This window comes from Pseudomonas paraeruginosa PA7, assembly GCF_000017205.1.
Taxonomy (GTDB): domain Bacteria; phylum Pseudomonadota; class Gammaproteobacteria; order Pseudomonadales; family Pseudomonadaceae; genus Pseudomonas; species Pseudomonas paraeruginosa.
Genome location: NC_009656.1, coordinates 3,144,834 through 3,167,749, shown reverse-complemented (window position 1 = coordinate 3,167,749; position 22,916 = coordinate 3,144,834). Strand labels below are relative to the sequence as shown.

Here is a 22,916-nt window from a genome sequence, read left to right as displayed (position 1 = left end):
CCTTCTTATCGCCGCACTCGTTGGAGCTTGCAATCAAGACTGGCAGCCAGGCCCAGAGAAGGGGCCAGGCCTTAACCGCAGTGGAGCGCTTGACCAGCGTTTCGGTCGACAAGGCCAGGATCAGATCTAACACTGTTGGCGGCAGCGGTGTTGATGGTCATGTGTCCCTGGACGTCTTCTTCTGTTGGGGAAAGAAGAAAAACGTCTTCTGCGGCGGCGCGATCAGGATATCGGTGGACTTGATGCTCGTGCCTTTGCGCCGCCTGCTCTTGCCTTCCTTGTCCACTGCCTGGATATCGCCGTTGGCCACCGCGACATCCAGGGCCAGCTTCACGCGACTTTCGTCTGCCATGGTGAAGTTGGTGAGCTCCGTCATGAGCTGGATGAAGGGACGACGCTCGACTTCGAATACCTGTTTGGGTAGCAGCTCGGACAGTTCCCCACGAATCCGGGTATCAGTCACTTGGTCGAACTGGTGTTCTCCTTCGCAGAGTAGGTCCGGCTGGCCGGTCACCCCCACATCCCGGTTAGCGTCGTAACCAAAGAAGCAGGACGGTGATAACAGGTGGGAGAAATTGTTGCCGTACTTCCAGTGTATGGCTTTCATCACGTCGTTGGCGCGGTAGCTGTTCGCCAGGTGGATGAACCAGTAGGCCATGGGGTTGGTGCCGTGTGGGCGAATGAAGAACACCGTCATGAACTGCGCGCCGCTTTCCTGCTTGATCCCGTCCGACAGATAGCGCTGGATCAGGTACTGCCAATCCTGGGAGCTATGTGCTTTTAAGTGCCGTAGCTGTTCCCAGGGGACATACTGTTCTAGACCGATACTGGCAATAGCCTTGCGGTTGGCGTGGCGGTCCGCTAGGTACGTGATTAGAAAGTCGACATTGAAGGTCAGCAGGACCTCAGCATTGCTGAGGTGCTGGAAGATCCATTTGATCTGGCCGAATGGCACGTCTCCGTAGCCGTACTGATCGAGCAGAAACAGAACGCGCTCGCTTTTTCCAAAGGCCTTGAGGCTTTGCGCAATGGCCGGAAGAGCTTTGGTGAACTCGGCGGTATGCAGGTGAATGTCCTGTCCAATGCGGGCCTGATGTCCGCGGCTGGCCAGGACGGCGTGCAAGCAAGCAGTATTCTTCGGCTTCACATCCACAAAGTGATGCTGCGAGCAGATCGGTCGATGCTTGATGCGCCCCACGTTGTTGCGCACTTCCGACTCCTGGATTGCTTCCAGGGCGATCACCGGGGAGCCGAAGTGGTGACCGCCTGCGCTGTCGTTATATATACCTCCACCGCTGAAGCCATCGACAATTGATAGGCCAAGCAGTGGCATTTGCTGATTCCGCATCAGGACATCGATGTAGGCCTGGATGTAGTCGTCGATGATCTGGTGCTTGATCTTGCTGTGTGGATCGATGGTGGGAAAGGTTTGGGTTGCCCAGTCCCAGCGGTACTTCTCGTCATCCTTGGCCATCGGGTCGTCCTTGTTTTGGTATCAGGCGAGGGTCAGCAGCGGAATTTCATCCCAGGTCTGGCCCTTCAGCAGCCGGCCATTAGCTTTCTTTGAACGCTTCACGCCATCGGAGCCCCAGCCGCCCCATTGTTTGAAAAAGAAAGCAGCGCCAAAGGCATCGCACTGGCGGTGGATGTTATCCACCCACTCCTGCTTCATTGGCCGGGCCTTGGCGCCGGACTCGCCGCCGACGATGACCCAATGGATGTCAGTCAGGTTCAGTTCACCCAAGTCTTCTAGTAAGGGTTCCGCGGAGAGGAAACGGATCGCGGCGTTGATGCCACGCAGGCAGTCGATTCTGGGCACGCCGTACTCCCGGTCCTCGACCGAGACCCCCAGCCAAGCGTTGGCCGGCGGTGTGCGCTGGCTGAAATAGTCGGCCAGGCGCTCGGCCCGCTTAGTGAGGATCTGGAAGGTGTGCTGTGAGGCCTGGTGGATAACCGCGAACACCTGGTCGATGTAGGTGTCCGGCACCTGCTCATGGAACAGGTCAGACATGGAATTGACAAAGTAGATGGTCGGCTTCTTGCGCTGCAGAGGCTCCTGCAGTTTCTCTGGGCGCAGGCTGAGGCGAAAGCCGTTCTCGTAGCCGGGCGTGCCCATGGCCTGCAAGCGACGCGCCATGTTCTCGGCATAGCAGTGTTTGCAGCCCGGCGACACCTTGGTGCAACCCACCACCGGGTTCCAGGTCATTTCCGTCCATTCGATGCTGGTCTGCGTACTCATTGCACCGTCACTCCTGTCGTGCGTCGATGTTAGTGAGAAGCTGGCACTTGAGTCAAAGTGCTGGCATTTAGTTCGAGAGCAGGCCTCGCAGCGAGGCCGCCAAAGGAGATGGCAGGGTCGATGTAGCGCATCGCCGATTTGATGTCCTTCCACCCCACGTAGGTCATTAACGCCTTAATGTCCCAGCCATTGGCCGTGGCCCAGGTGGCGAAGCCTCGACGCAATGAGTGGCTGGTGTAAAGGTCAGCCTGGATCCCCGCACGCTGGAGTATCTGCCGCAGTAGGACGATCAGACTGCCAGGATTCAAGCCAGCCTCGTTCAAGTTGCCCCAACGGTCCAGCCGACGAAAAACCATCCCTCGAGCAATCCCTGCTGCACCGATCCAGTCGAGATAGGCCTGTACTGGGCACAGCCGCCTCAGCGCAGGTACGTAGTGAGTGGTGCCAAGGTTGTCCCGGTCACCCTTGCTCCAAGGCAAAAACAGCGTCATGCCAGCACCGGCTTCGGCTTGAATGTGCTCCACCTGCAAGCGGCACAGTTCATCGCTACGAAAGCCTCGCCAGAAGCCGATTAGTAGCAATGCCGTATCCCGCCGACAGCGCAAATATCCCGCCAGGTCTTCGGCTTGAAACAGACACATAGCCTCCTGCTCCAACCACTCAACCGCATGCTCCAGATGCTGTAATTGCAGCGGCGCGGCCTGCTTTGTCTGGCTCGGGTGCAGGGTGCGAATTCCCTTCAGTACCTGGTGTACGGTCGGGGTCTTGGTGGGATCGGGGAAGCCGTGCCTGATATGCCACTGCGCGAGGGCGGCGAGGCGCTGCTTTAGCGTGTTGAGGCTCAGCGTGTCGGCGTAGTCCACCAGGTAACGCACGATGGAGTCACTCGTGGCCGGCAAGAAGCCGCCCCAGGTCACCTCGAAATGTTCGACGGCCGACTGGTAGCTACGCCGGGTGTTTTCCCGCGTGCCGGCTTGCAGGTAGCGCTCGACGTCCTTCATCGCCCGTGCGTGCCCTTTGTGTACTGGGAAACGACCGCGAAGCAGCCGTTTTTGCCAATCATATTGAATAATCATCGGTTATTTTATCTGAAACAAGCCTTCAAATCCTGCTTTACTTCATGACAATTTAGTATGTAAATACATGGTATGTAATCAATTATGAAATCGTAGGAGCAGACCATGGCCCGCGGCGGCATCAACAAGGCACTGGTTCAGAAAGCCCGCCAGGCCATCCTGGCGCGGGGTGAGAATCCCAGCATCGACGCAATACGGGTCGAGCTGGGCAATACCGGCTCGAAAACCACCATCCATCGCTACCTGAAAGAACTCGAAGACGCCGACCGCGGCCGGAACGCGGCCGCATTGCCGCTCAGCGAGCAGCTGGCCAACCTGGTGGCCCAGTTGGCGGATCAGCTCAAGGAGGAAGCGCAGGCCGACGTGGCCCAGGAGCGCGAACAACTGGCACGGGAACGACTCGATTACCAGAACCAGATTCGGCAGGCCGAAAGCCGTATCCAGCAGCTGGAAGGTCAGCGCGCTGGGCTCACGGAGCAGTTCCAGGCTGCCCAGCAAGCACTGCTGCAGGAACAACAGCTGCGCCAACAGGCCGAGGTCGAGAATGCCCGCCTGCAGCAAGCCAACCACGACCAGGAAGCGCGCCTGCAAGACCGCGACGGGCAGATTCGCTCGCTGGAGGACAAGCATGAGCATGCCCGTGATGCCCTGGAGCACTATCGCCAGGCCAGCAAGGAGCAGCGTGAGCAAGAGCAGCGCCGGCACGAGTCGCAGGTACAACAACTGCAACTGGAACTGCGACAGCTACAGCAGACCCTGATCGTCAAGCAGGACGAGCTGACCCACCTGAACCGCGACAATGCGCGCCTGCTTGCCGAGGCGCGGCAGCAGCAGAAGGATCAGCATGCGCAGCAGAAGCTACTGACGCAGAAGGCTCAGGCTCTGGAGGTCGCCCAGAACACGCTGACCAGCATTGAACGTACGAATGAAGCCCTGGAGCAGCGCTGCCACGCTCTGCAGGATGAGGTGACCCGGCTTGGTGAAGCCTCCTCGATTCAGGCACAGCAAACCCAGAGCCTGCAGGAGCGTCTGGCTAAAGCCACCGCGCAACTGAAATTGCTCGGGCAGGCACCGCCCACGAGCAGCGGTGGCGCAAGTAGCTCATGATCCGGCACACTGAGGTCAGAAGCGGAGTGGAGGTTCAGATGACGCTACCCTACGAACGTACCCGCTCGGTGGTGCAGGCCTAGGAGTTTCTCGTCGAGCTCTCTCGTGACACCACCTTGTCGGAGTCCATCCGCAATGAGGCTCGGCGGCTGCTGTGTCACTACCCGAGCAAGGGCGACATGCTGCAGGCCGGCCGGAATGAGGAGCAAGCGGCGGGTTCGATTTTCGAGCCTGTCTTCAGCTCTTCGATTGAAGACTGAACGGCTACCACTCCTGATATCTGCGCTCAGGCTCAGCCATCGCCCCAGAATTCGTCACGCCGCACCAGGCCGAACTCATCCTTCGTGGAATCAGGCTCCTCGTCGAACATGGCGTTGACCATGCGCTCGCGACGTAGGCCGCTTAGTGTGCGGAAAAACCAAAGCTCGCAAAGATGAACCTTGTAGCGCTCGCCATCATGCTTGGAGCCATACCCCCAGTGTGCCTGAAGGGTTCCAAACTGTTGACCATAACCTTCAACGCTAGTGCTCTGGCGGCAAACATCACAGGTAATGTCTACGACCGTTTCAACCGGTTGAGCGGCAGTGTGCTCCATGATCAGTACCTCCTGCGACGGTTGAGGAAAGGGCCATCCAAAAGCCTCAAAGTCGTTTCTGCGCTACGAGCGGATCAAAAACGCTGTCGGCGGATGGGAATGGAGTTCGCAGCACAAGATAGAGGCGGGTGTGGTTAATGCGATCATCGCCCTAGGGCTTTCATGATCAAAAACAGCTACTTACAGACCAAATGAATGAATTTCCCCCTTATCTCGGCATGCCCCCAGGACAGCGAAGAGGCAAGATTTAGTCTCTTGGTAAAGGTCGGTGCTGCTATCCAAGATGCGGCGAATGAGGAGACATATTCGGAGTTTGCAGCGTTTCTCGGCACCACGGAATTGGGGCGAGAGGTCCTGCTTCGACTCGATTTTCGCATGGCCCGATTGCATGTTGATGGTCTTGCATTATTTGGAAATCCTCTTGATGCGATGGCACAGGTCCTGAGTGGTATCCCAGCGACTGAAGCATCTCCTCTCGAAGCGGCTTACTTTGCTGATGTGCTAGCTCGGCTTTCCCCTCTGGATAGTCACGCAGATGTTTACCTCAATGAGATCGTGGCCCCGCTCGCTGTTACCTCGTTTCAACATGGAGAAGATGAACCATTTGCGCCTGTGGAAGCGCTGTTCCGACAGGCCCGAGCGCTTGCGGCCCGAGGTCGACCGATGGCTATGTCGGAGATTCCTAGAGGTCAGCGAAAGGGGGATTTCGGGTGCGTACTGTTTCAACGCCTGGTCGTAGTGGTCGCTACTCTCTGGGGCGAGGCATACGCAGATCGAAAATTGGCAGCATCCGCCTTCGTTCGCCAGTTGGAACCACTTTTAGCCTTTCGGCGACGCACATATCAGGAAGTGAATCGTTGGCACGATTGGTATGCGATAGACCGCGCAAGCAGCGAGCTATACGCGCGTGCTCTGCTTGCAGCTGAGGCGCATAGCCGTGAGTGCTTCGAAGAAACCCTGGGCGTTTTTATTCAGGAGTGGCGGCGTTCAACCCGCTCGGGTGAGATCATCTGGTCCACCACGCTGCGTCGAAAAGTCATCCTCGCGGCATACGGCGTAGATGGGGACGGATATCGAACTGAAGCTCTGCTGGAGGAAATGGATGGCGAAATAGACGCTTCGTGGGAACTGCATGAGCGGCTTGAGGACTTACACGCTTCCGCGATTGCCTGGTTGACGCTTCGCCGCATCGACAAGGCGCGCGTGGCGCTCGACACGATGATCAAGAGTAGCTTTGGCATCTACCATCGTAAGGATCGGCAAATCCAGGACTGGACCCGATGGGTCTGTCGTTTGATTACAGAGCAAGCAGAGCCGACATGCGTTGAATCTGCAGCAGCCAAGCTCCTCAGATTGATCCCCCTCCTCTACGAGTCAGGACGCGGCCGGGGCATGTCCGAGGCAACTGGCGACCTGCTCGAAGCGATGGCACGACGTTGGCCTGTTGCCGCGTTGAGAATCGGTGAGTGGTTACTGGCGCAAGGCTTAGCGGAGCGTGCCACTGTTCTCGGCGCCCTGCTTGGCGCAGAGCTTAAGTCTACGGATGTGCCTCGTGCTGCGGAGGCTACTATCGCCGCGGCACGCTTGGTTCTGCCGTTTGCAGGCTATGAGCAGCATGTTCACCGTGGACTTGAGGCTCTCTTGGAGTCAGCAATCGCTGGAGATTTGAAGGTCCAACGTGCGCTTGGGGTACTGCGCACGATAGCCGAGGGACGCGCGCAGTCTGGCCATCTGTATCTTGAGTTACTCAATGGGTCAAAAAGGGAATCCAACACCTCTGAAGCTGAGAGCGAGCGCGACGCATCGCCTAAATTAGTGCAGACAAATGGAGCTGAGCTTTCGCCACAAGAAGTCGAGAGTCTTGCTGGGCGACCGGCAGACTTCACGTCTGCGCTGGCGGGCGCGAAGGCGAGTGGCCGATTTGACTGGCAGCCAACCATAAAAGCAGTTTTCGGCCAAAGTGTCAGCGGCGCCGTGCGCAGAGCAGCCCAGGCGCTGCTTAGCATGGACTTATCCAATGACGAGTTGGAGCTGTTCGTTCGACATGCCATCGCGACCGGGGAGCGGTCACTCGCGGAGCAGGCGACTGAGCGTGTCGCTACAAGAGGGAAGCCATATGGCTGGGCACGCTTTTACGATGGTGGGTCGAGATTATCTGCCGCACGCTGCTTCCAGTTGCTTGATCCCGAGGAGGGGAAAGACCGGGCGCTTGCGCTGTTTGTCGACGACTTTGTTAGCCATAGACTCTCAGCAGCGGACCTGGTGGTCGATCTAGACGATCTGCTGCTCGCCTTGACCGATCGGTTACCGGTTGTCCAATTGTGGGAAGAGATCGATGAGCACATATCGGCGCTTGTCGACCTTCAAGAAAGCCCATTCGAGCCGCCGGAGTTTAGGCTTGCGCCTAGCGAGGTCGAGCCCGCAGATACTGCAGTTCAATTGCTATGGCGGGATATGGACGACGCAGCAATTGAATTGGCCTGGGAAGCCAGACGCGGTCTGATCGATATCGCAGCTCTCAATGGAAACGCCGAAAGCGTGCGATGCCGCTTACAAGCGGCGCTTGGAGGAAGCTTCCGACATCAGACAGCTGCACTAGCCATGTTGAACTGCATGGCGGTTGCGAACAGCAGCCTGGCCGCCGAATTCCTTTCGGAGCTTGAGGCTTTAGCGTGGTCGCCTTTGGGGGTGGTACGGCTGGCAGCCCAGAATGTTTTGGGCGAGCTAGGAGAATCCCTGCCGACGGCACCAGGACCTCGAATTCTTCCGGCCATCTATCAGCTTCAGCTTCCCCCGGCGCGCAGGACAGAAACCAGCCTAACGGGGGAGCCACCACCTGGCGCGCCGCTACCTGATACCAAGGATCCGTTCGATTTGACGCGCATGTTCCACAGTGCGCTTAGGGTGCTGTCAGAGGCAACCGATTTCAGCTTCGAGGTACTTACGCATCGCATGGCGCAGTTGATGCCACTTGTCGCCCCGGAAGAAACGTGGTCTTCGGAGGTTGAACACAAAGAGCGGCAGCTCAGAGAGTGCTTGGGGATCAAACTCACGTATCGGCGCTCGCGTTCCACGGTCGCGCAGCACGCTTTCGGTTGTCTGCTGGCTGAACTGTGCGATGGTGGGGTCATCGAGTGGGTGCCGCATTTCTTTGAGCGTTTTCTCACTTGCTCTGATCCGATCATCAATTTGCGTACGCCGACCACACGTCCGGCTTGGGTGAGTGTGCCGGCGGGAGAGGCATTGGGTAAGTACCCGATTGAGGAATGGTTTGATTCGGTTGCTGAGGTACTGCCGCAACTTGAGCCCATTCCTTCAGGCGGTTGCGTGGTCCTGGCTGAGTTGACAGCTACCGTCAGCCAGGGCCGAGACCGGGAGGAAGAAGGCCACCTAACCGTAGTTGGCCATGCCCGCCTGCCATTTAGCACGGACCAAATGCCGGACATCAGTTTGCTTTGGCACCAGGAACGCTATGCCGCGCGCGACTACCCTCACCTGCTGAGCCTCGACGACCGCATCCCCATTACGGTTGTGGCTGGGGGATCAATCTTTGCCAATTCACAATTCATTGCACTGAATCCATTACTTGGCTGGGAACTCAATTGGCAACCGTCGTCTGAGGGGCTCTTCCGCTGGGTAAACGAGGAAGGTCACACGATGGTGGAGAGTTTGTATTGGGCGGAGGGTAACGTCGAAGTGCATGATGCAGGGGGCATCGATCAGTCGGCCAGCGAGGGATGGTTGGTGCTCGCAACTGCCGTGGCCTGGCAGCAAATGCGTCCACTTCTACATTCGTTTGTTTTCCACCGGTTGGCAGGGAGACAAGGCGGCTTCTCACGTCATGGGCATCGGACATTCAAGGTCGCAAAAGACCACATCTCGCTCTGATGGCGTGATTCCTGGGAGGTGCCTTTTGACCAGTCGCTGAGCCCATCAAGGGCGGGTTGAAGGTCGCTAAAACGGCCGTCCTGCAGTGCTCGGGCGATAGAAGCCAAATCTATCGCCAGTTCACGAGAAGTAGCCCAGCCTTTCCTTGGATGAAGCCGAGCCCCAAACTGGGCCCGGCCTGATCATGGCATAGCTAGCCGCCGAAGACTTTCTTCCGTTGCGTAGTCCGTTCCCGGCGCTGGTTCTCGTAGGCGGTTCGGCGCGTGGCAGCACGTTGGACCAGCTCCAGGACCAGGGCGATGTCGCCGAGCAGCTCCTCGCGCGTGGGCAGCGCCAGTTGGCGTTCACCGGGAGTGTCATGGGCTTCCGTGGCTTCACATGCCCGTGCATAGACGTCCTGCAGCTGCTCCCACTCCTCCGCGGGATGGCCGACCACGGCGCCAAATGCTTCGACGCTGACCACGTCGCTGAACGGCTGGACCGTGTTGTTCAGGAAGATCTCGCGGATGGCCCGTTCGACGGTGCCTCTGAGACTGGAGTAGCCCGCTGCAATTTGCCGTTCGAGTTCATCATCCGGATAACTGCCGTCGATGGCGTTCAGGGCTTTCACCCGCTCGCGCAGATCAGCCAGGCGGGCTTTAGTGTCCATCGTGGTCCAGGTCAGCCCCTCGCTCACCAATCCTGGCGACTCATCCCAACCGATGGTCTTGTAATTGGCCGAGCGCTCGGCTCGGTGAAGCGCCATGGCCAGTTCGGTCAAGAACACGGCGTCATGGGTAAGCACCAGTACCTGGCGCGTTTCGGACAGGGCCACCAAGCGTCGGGCGATGGCCCGGCGATACACATGGTCCAAGGAGGTGGAAGGATCGTCGAACACCACCGTTGACGTGTGCGGCAGCGATTCGAGTTCAGCCAGGAACATGGCCAACCCCAAGGCGCGCTGTTCACCTTCCGACAGCACCTTGGAGGCTTTTGCGCTGATGTCCTTCAGGCGCAGCGTCACCTTGGTCACACCGAGGTCGGTACGCCCGGTCAGGTCTGGTTGTACCCGGCGCTTGTAGCCCAGGGCCTTCAACTCGGCATTCATGGTGGTGGCCAGGGCCTCGGTTACATGCGTCGCGGCCAGGGCTGTCAGTTTGCGTGACACCGCCTGTGGGTTGAGCGCGCCATGACAGCGACTCAGTTTGTCATGCACCTGGCTGTCCTGGATAAAACGCTCAACTGCAGCGCGTTGGCCGGACAGGCGTTGTCGAGCCTCCAGCTCTGCCAGCTCCCGGGTCAGGGCCAACCGTACGGCGGGATCAGCGGAGGCACGCAGGGTCTTGGCGTCGGCGCGCAGCGAGGTGGCCTTGGCGGCGAAGGCACCATCCAGGTTCGCCTCCGGCGGAAGCAGCGCTGACTCGGGGGCCCAATTCCCAGCGTCCAAGGCTTGGGTAACCCAGGTGTGCCGGGCGGCCCAGACGGAAACTGCTGCCGTGATGGCGGCATGCAGATCAGGCAGACGCTCAGCCACCTCAGCCAGCGTGGGCGCGTCCAGAACACTGCGATCAAGCACCTTTACCTTCCCGAGCGCCTCCAGGCGCGCAGCGTTGGCGGCCTGAGCGTCCGCAGTGGCGCTGTCAGCCACAAAGGCTGCAAAGCGATGCATGCGCTCGGCCGCGTCCGCTGCGTAGGGTTGCTGGCAAAGCACACAGTGCGCGTCCGACTCCAGGTGCGGGTACGGGTGCTCGGGATAGGCGGCCTGCCGCGAGAAGGCTTCAGCGGCCCGATACATCGATTGCCACAGCGTGTTGCCAGTTCCCTCCAGCAACGAGGTGGTGAGCGTAGCGGTTGCTGGCGCCTCATCGTCGCCCGCCGTGACCGTGCCGTGGAGCCGCGCTTGCGCCAGTTGCATGGCAATGTGCGCGGCCTTCTCGGCTTCGATCAGATCTTTTGCCCGCGCAATTGCCCGGTCGTTCACCCAGCGCTGGACCACTTCCGCACGCTGCTGCGCTTGCTCCAGGCGGGTAGCCAAACGCTCCATGGCCAACGCCTGGGGCCCCGGATCGGTTTCCAGCAGTGTCCGCTTCAGAAACTCCAGCCGCCTGAGTTCCTCGTCACTGACCGTCCCCAACCGAGCAAGCATCGTGAGGTCCGAGTCGCTGCCCAGGCTGGCGATGTAGCGGCCGACCTCGGTGTCACCTTTCAACTGCTCGAACGGCCGGGTATCGAGGACCAACGCACTGCGTTCGGCAGCGACGCGGGCTTGCAGGTCGCGCTGCAGTAGGACCAGGCGCGTGAGATGGGTCAAGCCGTACGGTTGGAACGCGGGGGTACCCTCCGCGTCGATGTAGTCGTTGGCACAGGCCACGTCGTACACCGAGACGGCGCTCAAATGCGGATGGGCCGGCCCGTTCTGGACCCAACGTGCCGTTTCCGGCGAGCCATCCACCAGGATGGCGAAGTCTGCGGAAGGCGGTCTGGGCGGAGCCACTGCCTCAAAGGCGTTGGGCAGGACCTCCACGCGATGCCGGGCCTTGCAGGCATTCTTGAGGACGCGGGCATAGCCGGATTTACCGGCACCATTGTGGCCGAAAAGGATGGTCATGCCCTCCGGCACTAGGTCAAAGGCTCGGCCGGAAGGGAAACCGTTGACCTGATCCAGCCCAGATACTCCAACCAGTCTGACGGTAGCGCCACTGCCGGCGCCCGGGACGTCATCGATGCTGAACGGTCTGCCGACGCTAGTGGCCGTGCCATCGCCTTCCTGCTCGCGGAGCATCTGCAAGATAGCGTCGAGGTCGACCTGAGAAAGCTCGGGCCGCGCAAAGATGCGACGAAGGGCCTCTTGCTGCCAGGGCCTTAGTCCACCCGACCACGCGATGATCTCGTCCAACAATGACATAGCAATCTCCTTTGCCTGAACAGACGATACATATAAGGAATGGGATTAGACGTAGCAAGTTAATGTAGACGTCCCGCCACCTGGCAACTCGTAAGAATCAAACAGGTTAGGGCGCGAACTCGTAGACAAGGTAGGTGCGACGTTCGCCCAGCGCGGTGGGATGCAATACCATGTATTGCATCCCGCTTTCACGACCGAACGACTGGTGAAAAGACGACCACATGGGCGATGTCGTTGCACTGCGCGACGAGCTGCTGAGGCTTCATTCCATGGCACGGACCATCGTCGAGGGCGCCCCCCGCATTGCCGACCGAGGATGCCTGCATCCGGGCCGAGGCGGAATCCGTCCAACTGGAACTTGATGCGCTGGCCGCATGGGTTCCGTTGCCCATCAACAGGTCCCTCGGCCCATGCAGTCAATTCACATCAGAAATATCCACGACGGGCAGATCTAGTCGGTTGGCTCACTGGGCGAGAGCTTGCGCTTCAAGGAGAGCACACCCTCGATATGCTCAAGGACCAACTCATCCCCCACGGCCCATCCCAGACCATCGAGCAACGCGGAAGGTAGCTCGATGATGGCGTCACCGCTGCCGTCTCCAGGGTCTTGGCAGGCCACTCGCCAGGTTTTGGCCTCAACCATGGTCATATCCTCATCACGTAATTACATCGCAGGCAATCGAGTAGACGGTCCCAGCCAGGCCACGTGAGTGCAACCTGGACCGGCCTGCTATGCTGGGATCGGTCGCTCATCAGTAGAGTAGCGGTACTCTTGCGGCGAAAAGCGCCCCTTGGGGCCAAACAGCAACATGGCCGCAAGCCTTTCCAGATAGGCCGCCGCTTCCGTCGGCGCGTACTGCGCGAAATACACCCGCTGCGCCGCAGACAGGGTGGCGCGATGCGCGAGGCAAGCCTTCACCATCTCCGCCAGCACATAGCCGCGAACGTCATAACCTGCATCCATGGCGCGCAGGACGGTGTGATAGCAGGCGTGGTAGGTCGATTGCGGACCGACCTGCCGTTGGGTAACGTGACTCATCCCTGACTCCCGGCCTGCCAAGAGGCCAGAAACTGCAACACCTGCTCGACCTGGCCCTGACTGACCAGTTGCTCCGCGGTCCGCTGCTCGAAGGTCGGTAAGGACTCGTGGCGAAACCAGGCGATCGCCCGCTCGACGGCCACCCCGCTCTCGACAACGGTCAGTACCACGCGCAAGGAATCTTCGATGAACTGTTGCGCGGCGGCCGCTTCGGATGCGCTGACGGCACCCGGCTGGCGGTGACGATAAGCATCGAGCTGCGCGGCAAAAGCGGCCGGGCTGAGGCCGAAGACCTCGGCATAGCGCTCAGCCGAATAGGCCGTCCCCTTCGCGGGGCGCAGGTGGTCGTTCAGCTCGGCAGCCGACGGCGCCGCTGGCTGGAATGCCTCCCGGGTCATGGCTCGTTCCTCTTGGCGCATTTCACTCACAGCATGCCCGTAAACCGGCGGCGGGCAAAGTCCCTTCGCTAGCTGGAGCCTGTCGGTTTTCGTTGCCGTTTCGCCGGCGTGGCGCGGGTGCGCTTGGGCCGCACCGGCTGCTTGCTCACGGTCTTGGGTTGGACGGTCACCGCCCTACTCGCCTCCCGGGCGCGATCGACTTCACAGTGGGCGCGATTTTCCACCCCACGCACATAGGTGGCCGTGCCATCATATTCCTGCACCAGTTGCTGCTGCACGGCCTGCAGCTCCTGCCTCAGCGCATTGGCCTCGAGGTCTCAGCCAATTGCTACCGTTGCTCATCGGCCAGCAGAGTGACTTCATCGGCACTATGTGGGCGCCGGACTTGTAGTGCCAGTCTCTGACCGTCCTTAGCTCTGATGGCGAGCGCCCCGTAAGATAGCTGCATCGGCTTGCTAGCGTGACTCGCGAGCAAGCCATATGCTTGGACTTCTGTGGCCACTCGTTGAGCAGTTGCGAGGCCATTCGCGAGCGTATTCGGCAAAGGAGCAGCAATGCAGGAAATTCGTTTCTATCGGGCAAACGAAAAGCCCTATGGCGCCTTCAGCAATCTATACAAACGTGAAGTCCTGTTTGAGGGGGTTGTTTACCCCACATCTGAACACGCCTACCAGGCGGGGAAGCCACGCAAGGAAGCCGTGCGTGATTGGATTCTAAGTGCGCCCTCTCCCGCTCTCGTTGCCATGGCGGCCCATGGGCTCTACTGGTGGGATATCCGACCTGGCTGGTCGAAGATTAAATTTGATCGGATGCGTGCAATCCTCCTGGCCAAGTTCACCCAGCATGAGGACTTGAAAGCATTGTTGCTGTCGACCGAGCAGGCGCGCTTGGTGGAGTCGGCCACAGTCGACAACGAAGTCAATCGCACGTGGGGCGAAGTCAACGGTAAGGGGAAAAACATGCTTGGGGTTTTGCTCATGGAAGTTCGGGAGGAACTCCTGCACGCGGTGTCAAAGCCGGCGAACAATCCAGCCAAAAAGTCCAGAAAGGTCGTCCCAGCGATTTAGCTTAACTCTTCGCCGAACAGCAAACCTGCGGCGCATCATGTCCTTCAAGGGTTAAGGTCTGCGCCTTTTGCTGGGTGAGCTTGCCAAATTGCTTGGCTCCCAGCAGGCCCTGCTGATTGGCCCTGTCTGCACACAGTTCCCATGCCAGCGAGAGAATTTCAGCTGGCGTGAGAATCTTCAGCAACCCCCTGGCTCCACGGGTGAGACAGTTGAGTGAGGACAAGGCCTGGCCAAATGCCAGCGCATGCTCCAGCTCCAACTCCCGCAAGTCGTGCCAAGTGCGCGAGCATCTCTGCAGTAAGGCATACACCAGTCCGGCGGTGCACCAGTCGCCAGCACCGGACGTGTCTTCAACTTGGGGGACGGCAAAGGCCGATAGTTGACGCCACGCGCGGCCGGTGGCGGCGCTGCGAAATCGCAAGCCGCTCGCGCCTAATGTCTGGATTTCCGCCAGAACGGAACTCGGCATGTCGCACGAAAGTGCCTTAAAGCGCTCATCTGCGTACTTAACAATATGCGCATGGTGCAAGATCGCCTCAAATAGCTCCGGGTCATCTCCCGCACTGGAAGGTTCAAAGACCACCAGTGCGCCCGATTCGTGGTAAGACTTGGCCAGTTCGTATCCCGCTCTGGTGGGCCGGTCCAAGTAAAAGACGTCGGTTTGGGCCTGCCCCTCGAGCGCCTTACTTACGATGCTGCCGTCGAACTCGACCACCGGATGATGTTTTTCCCCGCAGCACGGGCAAGCAAAGCTAAAGCGATGAGTCGCCGAACCATTACGGCTTGTCGGCAATTGATGCTGATAGATGACATTGGTCCGTTGAGCGCTGGAACGGTCCACAAAGCGTAAATCGGCGCCAATGGACTGCAGTTCGTTGCAGAGGCGTTCACCTGCAATGTCCTGGCCAAAGCTGGCAACTGGGGTTGCGGTCCAGCCGAGGGCCCCCAAAATTGACAGGACGTTCCCTGTCGAGCCACCTAGCGCAGAGCCTAATCGGCGCGAGTCCGCCCCAAGAATTACGTCTAGCGCAAACAGCCCGGTACCGACTATTCGATTCTGCTGCCACATACGCCCTCCTCCCTGTCCTGGGAGATGCTTACCGATTGCGCAACCAAGCATGCCACATGCGATCTGGCATCGCCGTAGAGACCAGTGGAACTGCGTGGTCGTCACATCGGTAGCCCATCGTCTCGCAGTATATCACCGGCAGATCTAGCGCAATGGCGGCAAACAGCATCCCCAGACTGCCCATCTTGCTGCCACTGGGCGATAAGATGGTTCGGGGCGGCGTCGCCTTGAAGTCTCCCAGGGCCATGCTGCGTCCACTGTGTATCCGCTTGATCGTCTCAAACACATCGGTTGGGTCCGACTCATGCGCGTAGATGATATCCAGGAGATTGACGTCCCAGTCCGACAAGATGAGGCGCCGAAACTCGCGCAGCAACCGGTCGCCACGGCGCGGGTCGAGCGCCGGGAATGGAAGGATAGGTGCGACTTCATCCGGCTGTTCCTTGCGGTAGATGCGCTCAAGCGAGTCATGGTTGTTCTCAGACAGCTGCGGGATCCACAGCTTGATGGCATTGGTCACTTCGTCGGTACCCATATCGGCCTGGAATCCGTGCATGTACTGCGGCGACTCCGTATACATTGCGGCGGCCTTCAAGGGGCTGGCAGGTCGGTCGGCAATCACCACGTGGGCGCGTGTGGGAGCGCTTTCATATGCCTGCCGTACCAAGGGGAAACAGACCCCGCGCGACATAGTGGTCGCGTCCACTATGACGTCGGAATAGCCCTTGGCTAGCCATTGGCTAAAGGCAGAAGCCGCGCTCCGACCGGCAATACTTGCAGTGTCGTCGGCAATGATCGAGACCGTTCCGAAGCTGACGCTCCGTCCGACCAGGCAGCGCTCTAACTCGTGCCGGTTTTGATCGGCAGATGCCTGGAGAATGGCCGAGACCTCGGGCCGCTGTTCAATCAGAAACAGAAAGTCGAAGCATTCCAACGCGGCAATCAAGCGTGGAAAGTACAGGCAGGCATCGTTGAAGCCCAAGGTGCCGACAAATAGTGCCTTCTTGTCGGCCGTAAAGTAACCATTAAAGAAAGCTAGGCACTCTTCTTTATCTTTGTGAGTGATCAGTTGCAAGGTGCTCACTCCTTGAGTAGGGACTGCAGCCCCGACAGCGTGTCTTCGATGAATCCCCCCCGACGTAGCGTAAGGCCATAGGCAATGCTGGGAATGGCACCTAGCTCCAGCAGGCACCATACCCGCCCTTTACAGCGATACTGCGGCACGAAGACCAGCGCTTTATAAGCAAAGGCGTAGTGCAGGACGCGGGTCAGCCGCTCGGACCGTGCCAGCACCTGGTCCATTTCTTCCTGGGGTATGCCAATCGCGTTAGCGCCGTGATCGAGAGGCGCATTGGGCAGCAAGGTGCGCTCCAGGCATCGCTGTGCCATCCCACTGATCACATCCTTAACCAGCGCATGATAGGGGAAATCCCACTCCTCCATGATCCGCGCAGCCAGTTTTCGCAACACATCATGCTGGAGTTTCGCCGAAAGTTCTGGGGTCTTGCCGCGCACCACCCGAGCGATAAGTTCATCGATCAGCACGCCGGAAAGACGAATGAACTGCTCGATGTTGTTGTTGCTCGCCTCGGCGAGTTTGTCCATGCCGAAGTAGTAAGGCCGACCGAACTCATGAAACAACTGCAGGCGAGCGCCCTCAAGCAGCGCTGAGCTGACTGGGCGATCACCCGTGACAGGTTCCTCAGCGGGGTCATCATCAAGTAGACCCAGTTGCGGGCTCCTGTTCCACTCTCGGCGCAGCAGTATGCGAAACGCCGCTGTCGCTTCGTCAGTTGGAAGTGTTGCGGGAATGCGCGAACGGAGCGAGTGGAGCACCGCGTCCGAGAGCTTTGATTCACGTGCAAACGTCTCAACGCTATTACGCAACTGCTCCAACTGCGCGGGCGCGAGCACCACATGATCGTGATCAAGAACGCCGCCTAAACTCCTCACCGAACGCCGGGACAGTTCTGTGATCCCATGGAGATAGCGCGCACTGATGTCACGAGCCACCACCTGAAACCGTCGGGTGTTGCGGTGACTGGGCTGCATCAGTTTGAGGATGTAATCACGCCCACGCGCCGTGCCATGGCGTTGCTCTTCTTCCAGTACATCCTTGGCCATTGCCTCCCGGTAATCCTCGGGTGACACCACATCGGGGCGGCACATCACCCATCGTCCGACGCGAATGTTCCGACTTTTTAGCCAATCACGCAGTTGAGCGAACTGCAATGGATGCAGTTCATGAGCATCGTCCACAATGGCCATTGGGCGCAGCTCGGCATATACAAGGTTCGAACTGCTCACCCAATTTTTGACACGAATGCGTTCGATATATTCAAAGACGTCGTACTTGGTATTAATGACTTCGGCCAAGTCCCGTTCACTGGGTGCGACTAGCGCGGTAATCACCTTGAATACGGCGAGCTCGACCTGCCGCGCTTTCTCGCGGAACGCGCTGGGCGTGTCGGCCCTGAGGACTTCTCGTGCCGACTCCGAATCGCTACGGGTAATGATCTCGATTTGCTCGAGGTCGATGCTTTCAATGCTCTCAAGCTGCCGGAACCAGCCCAGTACGGCTTTTGATTGCACATACGCCCGCAAGAGTGTCGCTCGGAGCGACTCGGGATAGGGTAGATCCCAGATACTGCGAAAGTTTGTGGTCATCGGCAGGCGATAGGCCAAGAGGGACGGCGTGCTGTCTTCCAGGATGCGCAAGTGCGTGAGCGTCGTCGCCAGCTCCTTGTTGATTTCCACTGGATCGCGGGCCAGGGTCGCCAGCGACTCAAACTCGATAACGCGAGCAATAGTGGTCTTGCCACACCCTGGAGTGCCCACCACGATGCTCAGCTTCTCCAGGAGTTCGCCGCCGTCGGGTGAAAAGAACTCCTGGATGGGGGTATGGCTGACCAGCGGCAGCAGCGTGCTTGGATCGGCCACATATTCGGTGGCGCGCTTCTTGAATGGGTTATCCATGACTTGAGTGCCGTTTCCGTCGGGCGAAGAGAGGCTTCATTTGATGCGGGCAGGACTGCCTCGCCCCGGAGGAATCGGCCCAGAGCAGCGCGATGGAGTTGTTGGGAGTGTTGTGCTCAAGAATCAGCGGCAGACCACAGCCGCTATAGCCGAACCACGCAGCGCTCCCGAGATGGTCATCCTCAATGCCGGGGTCGTAGCAGGTCTTAATCAGTTGCACCAGTTCCGCTGGTTCGGTCTGCTCGCCAATGACGATGTCGCTGGGGAGCACGTAGGAGAACGTGGACTTGAAACAAAATTCGGTGTGGTTGGCGCTGTACCCAGTCAGCCGCTGGGCAATGGTCTGCTCGGCCTGATGCGAAGCCAAATGATGATGGGCATAGAGTTGGCACTGAAGGGCCAGCGAGGTGCCAATTTTGCCAACATTGGCCTCGTAGAATTTGTTGATCTTTCCTTTCCAGCGCTGCTCTTTCTCGTCGAATCGCAACAGCGAGGCGCCAGAGCCGGCAAAGTCGTCGACCAGGCAGACTGCCTCGAAAATGGCCGGTTCATCTTTGTAGTCGTGCTTCTTGAGCCACTTGCCGAGTTCATCGACCAAGCTTGTCCACTTCTGTTCAGACATTTCGCTGAAGGGCACTACCTGTTCATTGGAGATCAATCCCTCATTGTAGCGGCGGAAAACGTCGATACGCGCCCCGTCGCTCAACCCGACGAACAGTGTCCTCCGGCGCAGCAAGCCCAAGCGTCGTTCTGCCGCCGTGTCTGTCCACGTCTCAAAGAACTGAATGCCCAGTTCGGCAGCCACCTGCTTGCGCATGAGCCGATCCAAGGTTGGCATCATCAGGCTCACCAGATGATGCATCTCGCGCTGCGTAATGTAGATCAGGCGATCCTTGATGAAGTTAAAAGCCAGACGCCTCTGCTCGACTGAAGCGAACTGGCTCAACCAATTCAACAGGGCGACGTGAAATCGCGAAGCCGGTTGAAATCCCTGGTAGCCGTCGTACTTGTGCGTGACCATCAGCTGGAGGGCGGGAAACTCCTCGGTGACTTCTTCATCGGTCCATGCTAATTGGTCTGCGAGCAATCGCAGCGCAATACTACTTTTCAAACGACACCTTCCTTGGCAGGTCGAAACGCAACTCGTACCCCTCCTCGACTTTGTGCAGGTGGTCCAAATACCGCTTAGTGGCGCCGGCCTGACTGCAACCTGGGGTGGCAAAATTCCAGCAGGAGGTAAGCGAGGCAGAAACGCGGTCTGCGCTCAGGCTACAGCCCTCACTCAGCAACTCATAGTCATTGCCGTCTTCATCCCCACTATCTCCTAGGCGCAGTACCTGAGTGAGCGGATCGAATCCGAATTTCTGTGCGATCGTGCGCACGACGTTGTTCTTGTTGGTACGGCTATCCAGCACATCGATGGAATGTCCCGAACAAAAAACCCGCCAGGTCGACAAGCCCGCCGCATTGAGACGTGTGCGCAGCGCCAAGCGCAACTTTCTCGATTCCTCAGGGCTGGACACGCGAATGGTCAACTGCCCGCCCCGGACCGACTCATCGAAGCTTTTCAGTCGAGGGTAGTACACCGTGGTTTTCAACCACCCCAGCAGGCTCTTGAAGTCCTGATTGGCGGCGGGATGTTCAACCTCGACGTTCAGGGGCTGGATCAGTGAGCCCCCGTAGTAGCCGACCCAGATGACTGGGTGATAGTCCGGTGGAAACGCTTTCATGAGGTCCGTCCGCAACGAGCCACCACGGCCGGAGGCGATCGAAAACACCACTCCATCCTCAATCAACTCCATGATGCGCTGTGCAATGGCCGGACACATACCGCTGTATCGTTGCTCGGCATTGCACAGGGTGCCATCAAAGTCACTGATGATGGCCCTATACCGTGCGCCTTCCAGCTTGGCCTCGTAGATTTCGGCGGCGACGGTGGCTTTCGCCATTTCCTCGTCGGAGACGTTGAGGTGGTCAAACTTGCGTCTCGCTGCCAGTCGGTAGCGATTGGTGGACTGGGACACACCCTGGTAGTGGTGGCTGCTGTCCAGCCGGTAAATGTCCCGACCAAACTGCGGCACTGTCGGTTGTCCTGGGTCGCGCTGCACCGCGCCGGCAATGGCTTCAGTCAAGAGCGTCGCCATCACCAGTCCGGCAACCACCAATTCGTTCGGCTCATCGCCGGGAATTTCGAGCTGAAAGGTCAGAATGTCCGGCGGGAACAGCGCCAGGGTTGCTTCAGCAAGTGCGCGTGCCTCAGCGCTATAGGCCGCGATGACGGCAGTTCCCTTGGTATCGGAGGCCAACTGCAAATGGCGGCCGTGAGCAAACTGGCGGTAGTCGGCGATCTCCACCTTTGCTACGGCAGACTCTGAAAGCTTCGATTCGAGGTCAATCGCAAATGACTTAGTCATCGGATCGTGCAACACGATGAAGTTACGCCCGCCTATAGCCCTGAGGGTACTGTCCTGGTACCACTGGTCGCGAAGGTTACGCAGCCTCTGCTCCTCAAACAGTTGGGCGAGAAACGTCTGACTATAGTTTTTGGGAAACAAGGCACAGTGCAGCAGCAATACGGTGGCGATCAGCGTGTTGGTCGCCAGGTACCCGTCCTTTCCCCACGGCATGTCATAAGCAAATACCCGTGTGGCAAGGTTCTCTCCGGCACGCCGAATCAACGGGTTGTCCGACGTCAAAGTCAGCGCCGCGCAGGTCATATCCGACTGCATGGCATAGGAAGCGGCGGCTAGCACATCAGGATTGCGCCCTTCGGCAGACAGCAGCATGACCTTGGAGCTTGGGGTGAACCGGGCTTTAGCCGACAGCTCCATCGGCGTCAGTGCTCGCGTCGGGGAACCGTGCGCAATCTCCCGAAGTTCGGCGGCGGCATAAGCTGCCGAATACGAGCCGCCGGAGCCGACAAAGCACGCGTATTCGCCGGTCCAGCGACTCAAGTACCGCTGCAACGGTTCGACTGACTGCTGAGTTGCCCACTCAAACGTCGAGGGAATAGCGTCTAGTTCTGCGGCATATGGCTTTCCCACCTGGTCTCCCTTCCTAGCCTGATAGTCTTGCGGCCATTGCGTAGTGGCATCTCGCCTTGATCCAGAGGTTAGAGCAATCATCGAAAAGCTCCAATACTCTGCCCCGATCTTGATCGATTCCCCGTGCAGCGGCGTCGACTAACCCAGGGTCAAGGTCGGCGAGCCCAGCGCTGCCAATGCGCCAGGCTACCAGGTCAACGGTTGCGTTATGCCGCCACCTCCAGCGTCGAAGCGACGAGTTCGACGAACTCGTCGATCAGGTTGCCAATGATGCGCTTCTTAATGAGTTCGGATTGCATAGTTTCTCTGTCTCAACGGCACACAAGTGGGCCGAATCTTCCTGATACGACGCCCGTGACCTCGCATCTGCTCCATGAATTCTAACGACACGACTACCGCGCGCGCATAGTGCTGGCAACAGTCTCGGTAACCGCTTCCAAGCTGGTCAATTATCTGGCCGAATACTTGGACTAACTGGGACCGACAACACGTCGACCGCTAGATGTGACTGCAGTGGTCATGATGGACGCAGTCCTGAGCGAATTTGAGACCGCCAGACAAGTTTGCCTCGCTTGCCATCTGCCCGTCCGGGCGACTGACAACTCCCGGGCGTTATTCCGAATCCGCCCGTTTCGCTGGCTTGGCTGACTTCGTTGGCTTGGTGCTGGCGCGCCGAGTGCGTACCGGTGGGCTTAGCTGCTGCGCTAGGGTCAGCGCCCGTGCCGACTCCGCGGCAGCGAGTTGCTGCGCCTCGCTGAGCTGAGCCAGCGCCGTATCGAGCCGCTGGCGCAGCTGTTCCTGTTGCTTCCCGGCCGTCTTCAGTTGAGCAGCCGCTGCCCGGCTCTCCTCGCGGGCGCGATCAACTTCGCGGTGCGCCCGGTCCTCCACGCCGCGCACATAGCTGGCCGAGGATTCGTGCTCCCGCGTCAGCTGGCGCTGCGCCGCCTGCAATTCTTGGCGCAGGATGCTGGCGTCGTGCAGGGCCTCCTTCCGTTCCGTCGTGAGCGCCACGCAGCGGCTTTGCAGGTCGTCCAACTGCGCCTGGCGCTGCACGAGCAGCAGCTCCAGGTCGGCCAGGCGCGTCTCCGCGCTCTGTTGCGCTGCCTGTGCGGCGGCCACCTGTTGTCGGGCCTGGGCCACGGCCTGGCGACTCTCGTTCTCGACCGCGGCGACGCGCAGCCGCTCGGCTTCCAGCACGGTACGACGCTCCGCCAGCGCCTGCTCGGCCACCCCATCGGCGAGCAGCATGGCCTGCTGCCATATCGCGACGAAGGCCTGCGCCACCTCTGCCGGCAGCGCCGGTAAGCGCGTTTCGCCGCGCAGGCGCTGGGCCAGCCGCTCCCACCACTGATCGAGCAGGGCCCCGACCCGCGCCGGGCTGCCGCGCCCCAGCTCCAGGCGCACGCGCTCCACCGTCGGCCGCTCACCCCGCGCCAAGACCGCATCCGCCGCCGCGAACACCTCGGTTTCCGGTACGCCTACCGCCATGCCCTGCCTCCCGTTATATTAAGTCTGATAATCGAATGTTATCCGA

19 protein-coding genes and 1 pseudogene are annotated in these 22,916 nt (G+C 59.3%); 5 read left to right on the top strand and 15 right to left on the bottom strand.

Features of this window, described 5'->3' with window-relative positions; translation table 11 throughout:
- Positions 1-157 precede the first annotated feature (157 nt).
- From PSPA7_RS14570 to PSPA7_RS14560, 3 genes are read right to left on the bottom strand one after another with little or no spacing between them, the layout of a single operon-like run.
- On the bottom strand, positions 158-1,474 hold the full coding sequence (locus PSPA7_RS14570; protein ID WP_003111048.1) for a three-Cys-motif partner protein TcmP: 1,317 nt from the start codon (positions 1,472-1,474) through the stop codon (positions 158-160).
- A gap of 21 nt (positions 1,475-1,495) precedes the next feature.
- The gene (locus PSPA7_RS14565) at positions 1,496-2,239 is read right to left on the bottom strand and encodes a DUF5131 family protein (RefSeq protein ID WP_003111049.1); all 744 of its coding nucleotides are present in this window, start codon (positions 2,237-2,239) and stop codon (positions 1,496-1,498) included.
- Positions 2,240-2,268: 29 nt separating this feature from the next.
- Positions 2,269-3,315 carry a site-specific integrase gene (locus PSPA7_RS14560; RefSeq protein WP_077488341.1) on the bottom strand — a complete coding sequence of 349 codons (1,047 nt, stop codon included), beginning with the start codon at positions 3,313-3,315 and terminating at the stop codon, positions 2,269-2,271.
- Positions 3,316-3,420: 105 nt separating this feature from the next.
- Here PSPA7_RS14560 and PSPA7_RS14555 point away from each other — a divergent pair, with 105 nt between their 5' ends.
- Positions 3,421-4,422: a DNA-binding protein gene (locus tag PSPA7_RS14555; RefSeq protein WP_010794184.1), complete on the top strand. Its 1,002-nt coding sequence runs from the start codon at positions 3,421-3,423 to the stop codon at positions 4,420-4,422.
- 95 nt (positions 4,423-4,517) lie between these two features.
- Positions 4,518-4,682: pseudogene (locus PSPA7_RS32915) on the top strand (BPSL0761 family protein); the annotation flags it as partial.
- A gap of 32 nt (positions 4,683-4,714) precedes the next feature.
- On the opposite strand, the gene PSPA7_RS14550 reads toward PSPA7_RS32915, so the two are convergent.
- Positions 4,715-5,017, bottom strand: coding sequence for a hypothetical protein (locus tag PSPA7_RS14550; protein ID WP_010794183.1), 303 nt, complete (start codon positions 5,015-5,017; stop codon positions 4,715-4,717).
- A 195-nt stretch (positions 5,018-5,212) separates the two neighbouring features.
- Here PSPA7_RS14550 and PSPA7_RS14545 point away from each other — a divergent pair, with 195 nt between their 5' ends.
- Entirely contained in the window at positions 5,213-8,905 is a 3,693-nt protein-coding gene (locus PSPA7_RS14545; RefSeq protein WP_012075822.1) for a hypothetical protein, read from the top strand.
- 193 nt (positions 8,906-9,098) lie between these two features.
- Here PSPA7_RS14545 and PSPA7_RS14540 read toward each other — a convergent pair whose 3' ends face one another.
- Positions 9,099-11,789, bottom strand: a complete 2,691-nt coding sequence (locus PSPA7_RS14540; RefSeq protein WP_012075821.1) for an AAA family ATPase — start codon at positions 11,787-11,789, stop codon at positions 9,099-9,101.
- Between the two features lie 221 nt (positions 11,790-12,010).
- On the opposite strand from PSPA7_RS14540, the gene PSPA7_RS33135 reads away from it, so the two are divergent.
- Positions 12,011-12,151 carry a hypothetical protein gene (locus tag PSPA7_RS33135; protein ID WP_489097713.1) on the top strand — a complete coding sequence of 47 codons (141 nt, stop codon included), beginning with the start codon at positions 12,011-12,013 and terminating at the stop codon, positions 12,149-12,151.
- Between the two features lie 89 nt (positions 12,152-12,240).
- Here the strand turns inward: PSPA7_RS33135 and PSPA7_RS14535 are convergent, their stop codons facing one another.
- From PSPA7_RS14535 to PSPA7_RS32100, 4 genes are all read right to left on the bottom strand, one after another.
- Positions 12,241-12,432, bottom strand: a complete 192-nt coding sequence (locus PSPA7_RS14535; protein WP_023435641.1) for a hypothetical protein — start codon at positions 12,430-12,432, stop codon at positions 12,241-12,243.
- Positions 12,433-12,519: 87 nt separating this feature from the next.
- Positions 12,520-12,828: a hypothetical protein gene (locus PSPA7_RS14530; RefSeq protein ID WP_012075820.1), complete on the bottom strand. Its 309-nt coding sequence runs from the start codon at positions 12,826-12,828 to the stop codon at positions 12,520-12,522.
- Positions 12,825-13,226 (bottom strand): hypothetical protein, encoded by a 402-nt coding sequence (locus PSPA7_RS14525; protein ID WP_012075819.1) that lies wholly within the window; start codon positions 13,224-13,226, stop codon positions 12,825-12,827. The genes PSPA7_RS14530 and PSPA7_RS14525 overlap by 4 nt, the downstream gene beginning before the upstream one ends.
- A gap of 68 nt (positions 13,227-13,294) precedes the next feature.
- A complete protein-coding gene (locus PSPA7_RS32100) occupies positions 13,295-13,504 on the bottom strand; it encodes a hypothetical protein (protein ID WP_012075818.1) in 210 nt (69 codons plus the stop codon).
- 276 nt (positions 13,505-13,780) lie between these two features.
- Between PSPA7_RS32100 and ybiA the strand changes: the two genes are divergently transcribed.
- On the top strand, positions 13,781-14,293 hold the full coding sequence (gene ybiA / locus PSPA7_RS14520; protein ID WP_012075817.1) for a riboflavin biosynthesis intermediates N-glycosidase: 513 nt from the start codon (positions 13,781-13,783) through the stop codon (positions 14,291-14,293).
- 1 nt (position 14,294) lies between these two features.
- On the opposite strand, the gene PSPA7_RS31135 is transcribed toward ybiA, so the two are convergent.
- The 6 genes from PSPA7_RS31135 to PSPA7_RS14490 form a co-directional block, all read right to left on the bottom strand.
- On the bottom strand, positions 14,295-15,362 hold the full coding sequence (locus tag PSPA7_RS31135) for a PfkB family carbohydrate kinase (RefSeq protein WP_071535374.1): 1,068 nt from the start codon (positions 15,360-15,362) through the stop codon (positions 14,295-14,297).
- A gap of 28 nt (positions 15,363-15,390) precedes the next feature.
- Positions 15,391-16,437 (bottom strand): hypothetical protein, encoded by a 1,047-nt coding sequence (locus tag PSPA7_RS14510; protein ID WP_033986780.1) that lies wholly within the window; start codon positions 16,435-16,437, stop codon positions 15,391-15,393.
- Between the two features lie 5 nt (positions 16,438-16,442).
- Entirely contained in the window at positions 16,443-18,338 is a 1,896-nt protein-coding gene (locus PSPA7_RS14505; RefSeq protein ID WP_012075813.1) for a hypothetical protein, read from the bottom strand.
- Positions 18,331-19,449 (bottom strand): phosphoribosyltransferase-like protein, encoded by a 1,119-nt coding sequence (locus tag PSPA7_RS14500; protein WP_012075812.1) that lies wholly within the window; start codon positions 19,447-19,449, stop codon positions 18,331-18,333. The genes PSPA7_RS14505 and PSPA7_RS14500 overlap by 8 nt, the downstream gene beginning before the upstream one ends.
- The gene (locus PSPA7_RS14495; RefSeq protein WP_171941853.1) at positions 19,439-21,292 is read right to left on the bottom strand and encodes an HAD hydrolase family protein; all 1,854 of its coding nucleotides are present in this window, start codon (positions 21,290-21,292) and stop codon (positions 19,439-19,441) included. Before PSPA7_RS14495 ends, PSPA7_RS14500 begins: the two co-directional genes overlap by 11 nt.
- 702 nt (positions 21,293-21,994) lie before the next feature.
- Complete coding sequence (locus PSPA7_RS14490; protein WP_012075810.1) at positions 21,995-22,870, bottom strand: DNA-binding protein; 876 nt, start codon at positions 22,868-22,870, stop codon at positions 21,995-21,997.
- Positions 22,871-22,916 lie beyond the last annotated feature (46 nt).

Coding starts and splice junctions, on each gene's coding strand:
- PSPA7_RS14570 (WP_003111048.1), bottom strand. CDS start 1,474: ATGGCCAAGGATGACGAGAAGTACCGCTGGGACTGGGCAACCCAAACC.
- PSPA7_RS14565 (WP_003111049.1), bottom strand. CDS start 2,239: ATGAGTACGCAGACCAGCATCGAATGGACGGAAATGACCTGGAACCCG.
- PSPA7_RS14560 (WP_077488341.1), bottom strand. CDS start 3,315: ATGATTATTCAATATGATTGGCAAAAACGGCTGCTTCGCGGTCGTTTC.
- PSPA7_RS14555 (WP_010794184.1), top strand. CDS start 3,421: ATGGCCCGCGGCGGCATCAACAAGGCACTGGTTCAGAAAGCCCGCCAG.
- PSPA7_RS14550 (WP_010794183.1), bottom strand. CDS start 5,017: ATGGAGCACACTGCCGCTCAACCGGTTGAAACGGTCGTAGACATTACC.
- PSPA7_RS14545 (WP_012075822.1), top strand. CDS start 5,213: ATGAATTTCCCCCTTATCTCGGCATGCCCCCAGGACAGCGAAGAGGCA.
- PSPA7_RS14540 (WP_012075821.1), bottom strand. CDS start 11,789: ATGTCATTGTTGGACGAGATCATCGCGTGGTCGGGTGGACTAAGGCCC.
- PSPA7_RS33135 (WP_489097713.1), top strand. CDS start 12,011: ATGGGCGATGTCGTTGCACTGCGCGACGAGCTGCTGAGGCTTCATTCC.
- PSPA7_RS14535 (WP_023435641.1), bottom strand. CDS start 12,432: ATGGTTGAGGCCAAAACCTGGCGAGTGGCCTGCCAAGACCCTGGAGAC.
- PSPA7_RS14530 (WP_012075820.1), bottom strand. CDS start 12,828: ATGAGTCACGTTACCCAACGGCAGGTCGGTCCGCAATCGACCTACCAC.
- PSPA7_RS14525 (WP_012075819.1), bottom strand. CDS start 13,226: ATGACCCGGGAGGCATTCCAGCCAGCGGCGCCGTCGGCTGCCGAGCTG.
- ybiA (WP_012075817.1), top strand. CDS start 13,781: ATGCAGGAAATTCGTTTCTATCGGGCAAACGAAAAGCCCTATGGCGCC.
- PSPA7_RS31135 (WP_071535374.1), bottom strand. CDS start 15,362: ATGTGGCAGCAGAATCGAATAGTCGGTACCGGGCTGTTTGCGCTAGAC.
- PSPA7_RS14505 (WP_012075813.1), bottom strand. CDS start 18,338: ATGGATAACCCATTCAAGAAGCGCGCCACCGAATATGTGGCCGATCCA.
- PSPA7_RS14490 (WP_012075810.1), bottom strand. CDS start 22,870: ATGGCGGTAGGCGTACCGGAAACCGAGGTGTTCGCGGCGGCGGATGCG.